At 28.1% G+C, this 5,595-nt stretch carries 9 protein-coding genes; all 9 read right to left on the bottom strand.

The features are described from left to right. Positions 1-96 precede the first annotated feature (96 nt). The 9 genes from ACI3VO_RS04510 to ACI3VO_RS04470 all read right to left on the bottom strand — a co-directional run bounded on the left by ACI3VO_RS04510 (position 97) and on the right by ACI3VO_RS04470 (position 5,272). Positions 97-1,344 (bottom strand): DEAD/DEAH box helicase, encoded by a 1,248-nt coding sequence (locus ACI3VO_RS04510; protein WP_439756777.1) that lies wholly within the window; start codon positions 1,342-1,344, stop codon positions 97-99. Positions 1,345-1,543: 199 nt separating this feature from the next. Then, the gene (locus ACI3VO_RS04505) at positions 1,544-2,401 is read right to left on the bottom strand and encodes a hypothetical protein (RefSeq protein ID WP_439756776.1); all 858 of its coding nucleotides are present in this window, start codon (positions 2,399-2,401) and stop codon (positions 1,544-1,546) included. 54 nt (positions 2,402-2,455) lie between these two features. Next, positions 2,456-2,749, bottom strand: a complete 294-nt coding sequence (locus tag ACI3VO_RS04500; RefSeq protein ID WP_439756775.1) for a hypothetical protein — start codon at positions 2,747-2,749, stop codon at positions 2,456-2,458. Beyond that, positions 2,746-2,958 (bottom strand): hypothetical protein, encoded by a 213-nt coding sequence (locus ACI3VO_RS04495; RefSeq protein WP_439756774.1) that lies wholly within the window; start codon positions 2,956-2,958, stop codon positions 2,746-2,748. The genes ACI3VO_RS04500 and ACI3VO_RS04495 overlap by 4 nt, the downstream gene beginning before the upstream one ends. Then, the gene (locus ACI3VO_RS04490; protein ID WP_439756773.1) at positions 2,955-3,188 is read right to left on the bottom strand and encodes a hypothetical protein; all 234 of its coding nucleotides are present in this window, start codon (positions 3,186-3,188) and stop codon (positions 2,955-2,957) included. Before ACI3VO_RS04490 ends, ACI3VO_RS04495 begins: the two co-directional genes overlap by 4 nt. Before the next feature lie 2 nt (positions 3,189-3,190). After that, positions 3,191-3,595 (bottom strand): hypothetical protein, encoded by a 405-nt coding sequence (locus tag ACI3VO_RS04485; protein WP_439756772.1) that lies wholly within the window; start codon positions 3,593-3,595, stop codon positions 3,191-3,193. 182 nt (positions 3,596-3,777) lie between these two features. Continuing rightward, positions 3,778-4,245, bottom strand: a complete 468-nt coding sequence (locus ACI3VO_RS04480; protein WP_439756771.1) for a hypothetical protein — start codon at positions 4,243-4,245, stop codon at positions 3,778-3,780. A gap of 7 nt (positions 4,246-4,252) precedes the next feature. After that, positions 4,253-4,555, bottom strand: coding sequence for a hypothetical protein (locus ACI3VO_RS04475; protein WP_439756770.1), 303 nt, complete (start codon positions 4,553-4,555; stop codon positions 4,253-4,255). 267 nt (positions 4,556-4,822) lie between these two features. Further along, on the bottom strand, positions 4,823-5,272 hold the full coding sequence (locus tag ACI3VO_RS04470) for a hypothetical protein (protein ID WP_439756769.1): 450 nt from the start codon (positions 5,270-5,272) through the stop codon (positions 4,823-4,825). Positions 5,273-5,595 lie beyond the last annotated feature (323 nt).

Below are 5,595 nucleotides of genomic sequence, written 5' to 3'. Positions count from 1 at the left end.
TCTAGATCATCCTTTAATAAATCTAAGAATGATGGAGGAGAAAACTCTATATCCTCTTCTTTTATATTATTAATAATATATGTTACTTTTATCATGCTAAAATCTAAAGGTTAATTGAGTTTGTTTTTCTTTCTTCGGAGTATATTCTTCTCCAGCCAGTAACTTGTTTAATCCTTCTTCATCTAAAGTTATATATCCATTAGTAGATTTATCATTAGCCCATTTTTCTTCTACAGTTCCCTTTAATACTAAAGTAAATATTTTAGCATCTTCCTTTCCTTCGAAAATTCTAATAAGTCTACCTACTCTTTGAGTATTTTTAGTTTGAGAACTATCGTAACCAAGAATAATTCCAATAGATGCTTCTGGGCAATTAAATCCAGCATCTAGTTTATAAATAGAATTTATTACTCCAGCTCCAGGTTTTAAGAAATCTTCTAAAGTAGCTCTTCCTTCTTTTTTAGAAGTTTTACCACTATATACTTTACCGTATTTAATCTTTTCAGCCATTTCTATAGTACTACTAAAGGTAATACATTTTCTATTACTATATGCTTCTAAAATTCTATTGGTAATTTCTATTTTCTTAGGATGGCTAGATATAAATTTCTTTCTTTTTTGAAGATTACTAGTAAATTGATAAACCATTGGTTTAACTATTTTTCTAAACTCTTCCCTCTTAGAATATTCTGGACATCTATCTTTAATGAATTGTTCCATGTGTCTCCATCCATCTTGTCCTGTAAAACTCATACATAATGAAAAATTGTAATCAAAAAATGCAAAAGCTTCATTAAATCTCTGATTATATTCATTATATTCTGCTAGATCTACATCTAATAATATTTTATATTCTTTAAATGTAGAAATCCAGTTATTATTTACTGCTTCATCCATAGTTATAGTATCTACTACTGGGCAGAATTGCAATAAATAATTATGCATTCCATCCACTCTTATTAGAGTAGCAGTTAAACATAATAACATTTTATATTTAACTACAGAGAATACTTTTATCAGAGTTTCAGCTAAACAGCGATGAACTTCATCAATTATTAAAAGATCAGTACGGTATTCTTCTTCTTTAGATGTTTTAAACATAGTTACAACTTCACAGTTATAACTAAATCCCCAATCAGTTATTTCAGCATTCCATTGTTTTACTAGAGCATCATTAGGAACTACTATAAGGACTTTTTTAGTTGGATTTTTACTAATAAATCTTTTTATAGATAATAATGCAATTCGAGTCTTTCCCACTCCAGTAGGAGCTATTACTACTCCATTACATTTATTATCAATCCATTTTTGAACACTTAAACTTTGTCTTTCGTCTCTAGTCATAATAAAAATATCTCCCCTAACTGCACTCCTATGGAATTACCCAATGGTCTGTTTCCGTTCCTGGATCAAGGGCTCAGGTTTGGGAGATTCCTACTATAGCCCTTTATTCAGATAAACACCATAAACATAGAATATTGTTCAGGTGATATTTTATAAATTAAACTACTATAATATAATAATTTAATTCCTAAATTTAAAATCATTTTCCTAATGTAATTCCTTTAAACTTAGCGACTTCATCCAGCTGACTAACTCTAGCCTCCCACTGACTAATATGGAATCGTACTTCGTCACTAAGTGCAAACAAGATTATATTTCTAAGAGTTTTAAGTTGATCTGTAGTCAATTCAGAATACTTCTTGCTTCTTAGGGAAGTCATTGCTTTTAATTGAGCAAAGCTTAATCCTTTAGGAGTAATATAAATATTAATATCAGGTTTAGTTAAACCTAATCTCTCTTTAACTACTTCAACTCTATCTCTAGTGGTTCCATCCTCATTTTTCTCTGTTAAATCTTTAAGCTCTTGCTGAGTAAACCAAAGTCCTTGTTTGAGAATGAAAGATAATGTGATATGTTGTTTATTGAAATAACCTAAACGATCAATACATCCATCAATAATTAAACTGATAGGAATATCCTTAAATTCATCTGGGCATCCACCTACTATTGTAGAAATAGGAATATTATTAGTATCAGGAATACTGTCTTTATTGTTATCTAAGATAGTTCTTACATCAGATAAGAATGTAAAACGCGGTTTACCTTTTTCCTGCTCTAACCAACGTAAGAATAACTCACAATTGCATCTTGCAATCTGATCCTTAATAATATCCAAAAGTAAATATCTTCCAGGATTTTGTTTATCCTGATTATATAACATAGACATACAATGGTTATAGAACTTCTTGAGCTGTTTCTCATCAGCATCAATAAGTCTAATTTCCTCTTGCATCATTACACCATTTACCTCTTTTTTCTCACCTTTCCAAATAAAATTCTTAATGTCTGTTTTCTTGGATGCCATTGCCTCTTCCAATCTCTCTCTTATAATTGTCATATATAAATATTAATTATTAATTTTTCATAATTGTATCTTTTAAAATTATTAATCTCAAATAAATATAATACTGTTACGTTTTTCCTCTCTTTCAAAACTAATGAATTTATCAATAGTATATTTATAAGGAACACAGTCATTACGTATAGAGTACAGCTCTCCAGCTGATATTTTTTCATATCTTAGATACCCAATAGTACCTAATTTAATTGGTTCAGAGTTCCAGTTAGGAAACTTAGTACATAATATATATTTACCAGTATTTAAATCTTGAAATACATATTTTACATAACCTCCTAATTCTCTTCTCCCTGCTAATAATTTAGCATAAACTTTTTTCTCATTCAAAGTTTTCTCAGTTCATCTTCTTGATAATCTACACACCCATATTTAGCATAATCTGCTACCATATTTTCTTGTCCCTTAAAGCATGGATAAAGTAAACATATTTTACATCCTCTAGCTGGATATTTCCATTCTTTCTTATGTAAATCTTTTGTTTCCTTTTCTTTGGCTTTACCTGTAAGTATAGGATCTTCTTTATAACTTTTCTTCATTTAGATTTCCTTTTAGGTTTATAATTAACACAGAAATCTATAGCTTTTGATAAAGCATTACTGTATGAAGTGAAACTACTATAAGTACAACCTTCATCTTTATTATTAAGCCAAGTCATTTTATCTTCAGAGCCTATTCTTACTCCAGCTGTCCATTCATGCTTACCTAGATGTAGAACTGGAAATATTCCAATTCTAAAACCTTTTTTCTCCCACTCTTCTATTTCCATAATTATTTAAATAATAACAAGAGTGTAAGGGATGCACCGATTGTACATCCCCCAATAACTAATATATTTTGTCTTTTTTTATATTGACTTAATTCTTTATTAGTATTTAATAAAGTAGTTTTATTAATATTATTAATAGCCTGTAAATTAGTTATTTGTAGGTCTTTTACTATTGTAGATTGATTTAATATAGAACTAATCTCTTCTTGTATAGTATATTTAGAATCTAATTGAATATTTAAAGATTTAAGTTTTTGATGCTCTGCAAAAATAAGATTAGTTTGTTTTAATTGAGAAGAAGTAATTACTATTAAAGAATCAGAAATTATTCTTGGATAAGTAGTTTGAGAAAAACAAAATATCTTCGGAAATATACTGATTAGTAATATCGTTAGAATCTTTCTCATAAATATTGTTTATTTTTACTATAGTTGAATCTACTTTACTAATTTCCTTTAATAGACTATCTACTTTGTTTTTTAATAATTGATTAGCATTATCTAGTGAATTATTAATTACTAATAATGAATCAATATTAGTTATATCCGTTTTCTTTCCTCCATTGTAGTAACAATATATAACTACAATATTAGTTATTACTAGAAGGAACACAACCAAGATTGCTAACTTCCTGTTCATGTTTCTTTCTCCATTTTATTTCAGCATCATTATATCCTTTGATATATTTGCCTGGACATCTTTTAAAGTCTTTCTCAAATGTATCTGTAACGCTGTTAAGAAGGTCATCTGTCGCAAATTTATAGTTATCAAGAGTCATTACTATACTTGTATTCTTACATTTAAGTGCTCTACCAATAGCTTGTAATCTGCCAATCTTCTGATTATATTTATCCATATCTTGCTCATGACAGATTGATAATCCAATAGAAAGAATAGCTTTAGGTTCCTCTATATGACAAAACTCATCTCTATCTTCTGGAATAATTTCCATATAATAATCAGAGTAAGTTACATTCTGAATCATAGCACAGATAGTATAATCTCTTTCTAAACCTTTAAAATCAACAAATTTTCCTTCTTTGATAATCTTTTTCATAATTCTTTTAAATTAAAACATTTCTATCTTTGTATTCATTTTCATGTACAAAATCTAGAAACTGAATAGCATCATATTTATATGGTATAAAATCTTTAGTTTCTGGATCATACCATTCAGACTTACCTGCATAAATTTCCTTATATCTAAGAAATCCTCTATCGTCTATTTTTATAAGAGGAGTATCCCAATTAGGAAATTTAGTACATAGTATAAAATGAGCTTCTCTGTCTAGATCTTGAAACACATATTTTATATATCCACAGTCGTCTCTAAATGCTTTTAGTTTAACGCGTAATGTGTCTTCCAATTAGGTTTAATTAATAAATAATGATTCCTAATCTCTTTAACTTCTACCTAAATCTTTATAAAAATCAAGAATAGCATGTTGTTTACGAAGCCAAGAAGCCTCTTCTTTTGCCATATCAGCAACTGTACGTGATACAGACTCCTCTTCCCAATAATGTTATCTCTAAAGTTTTTTATCTTTAGATTCTATAGATTTTATTCTCTATAGTTCCGCATATATATTCACCTTCGGCTTACCCGTTAAGGGCAGATCACTCTTGGAAGTATTTTATTCTTTACATAATTGATATTCTATACTATGCTTAATAGATCTAGTTCTTGCAGATAAAGCACCTTTGAAGAAGTACTTAGGATTTAAGTAATATACTGATTTATAATTCTTATCCTTTATTAACATATCTTTTTTTACTAAAGATGTAAAAGCATTCTTTACAGTACTTTCTGCTAATTTAGTCTTTTGCATTATTATATCTTTCAATTGTTTATCTACTGTAACTTTATTTCCTGGTAAATCTAATTCTTTATCATCATAATATATTGAATATCTCCAACAGACACTTAAAACATTATTTTCTGCTTTTGATAAACAGTAAAATTCTTCGTTATCTTGAAGATATACTTGACAAAATTGATCTAGAGATACCTTTTTTATAGTCTTAATTTCTGAACTTAGGATTTCTCCACCTTCTCCAATTACTGTATTTTCTTGTACTATCATAATTTATTTAATACTTATTGTTTATACTAACAAAGGTAATACTAAAATTTAGGACTACCAAATAAAGTACCAAATAAATTTAGTTAAAAATTGTTAATACTTAAAAATTAGTATTTTAATCTGTCTAGTCAGATTTACAGTCTGTGTACACAGACTGATTGTCTGTCAGGACAGACTAGCTATTCCTTCATGGAAGTGAATAATCGGAGTTTATATATATTTTAATACGGAATTTTATACTAGTAGATAAGTATTCTCTATCTTATCTTTTTACTATAAAAAATATAGAAATTTAGTAAAGTTTCAACTTCTATGCTGTACGG

This window comes from Intestinibacter sp., assembly GCF_051866655.1.
In the GTDB taxonomy this organism is placed as follows: Bacteria; Bacillota; Clostridia; order Peptostreptococcales; family Peptostreptococcaceae; genus Intestinibacter.
The sequence above is the reverse complement of the archived record's forward strand: the minus strand, read 5'-3'. Positions and strand labels throughout refer to the sequence as shown.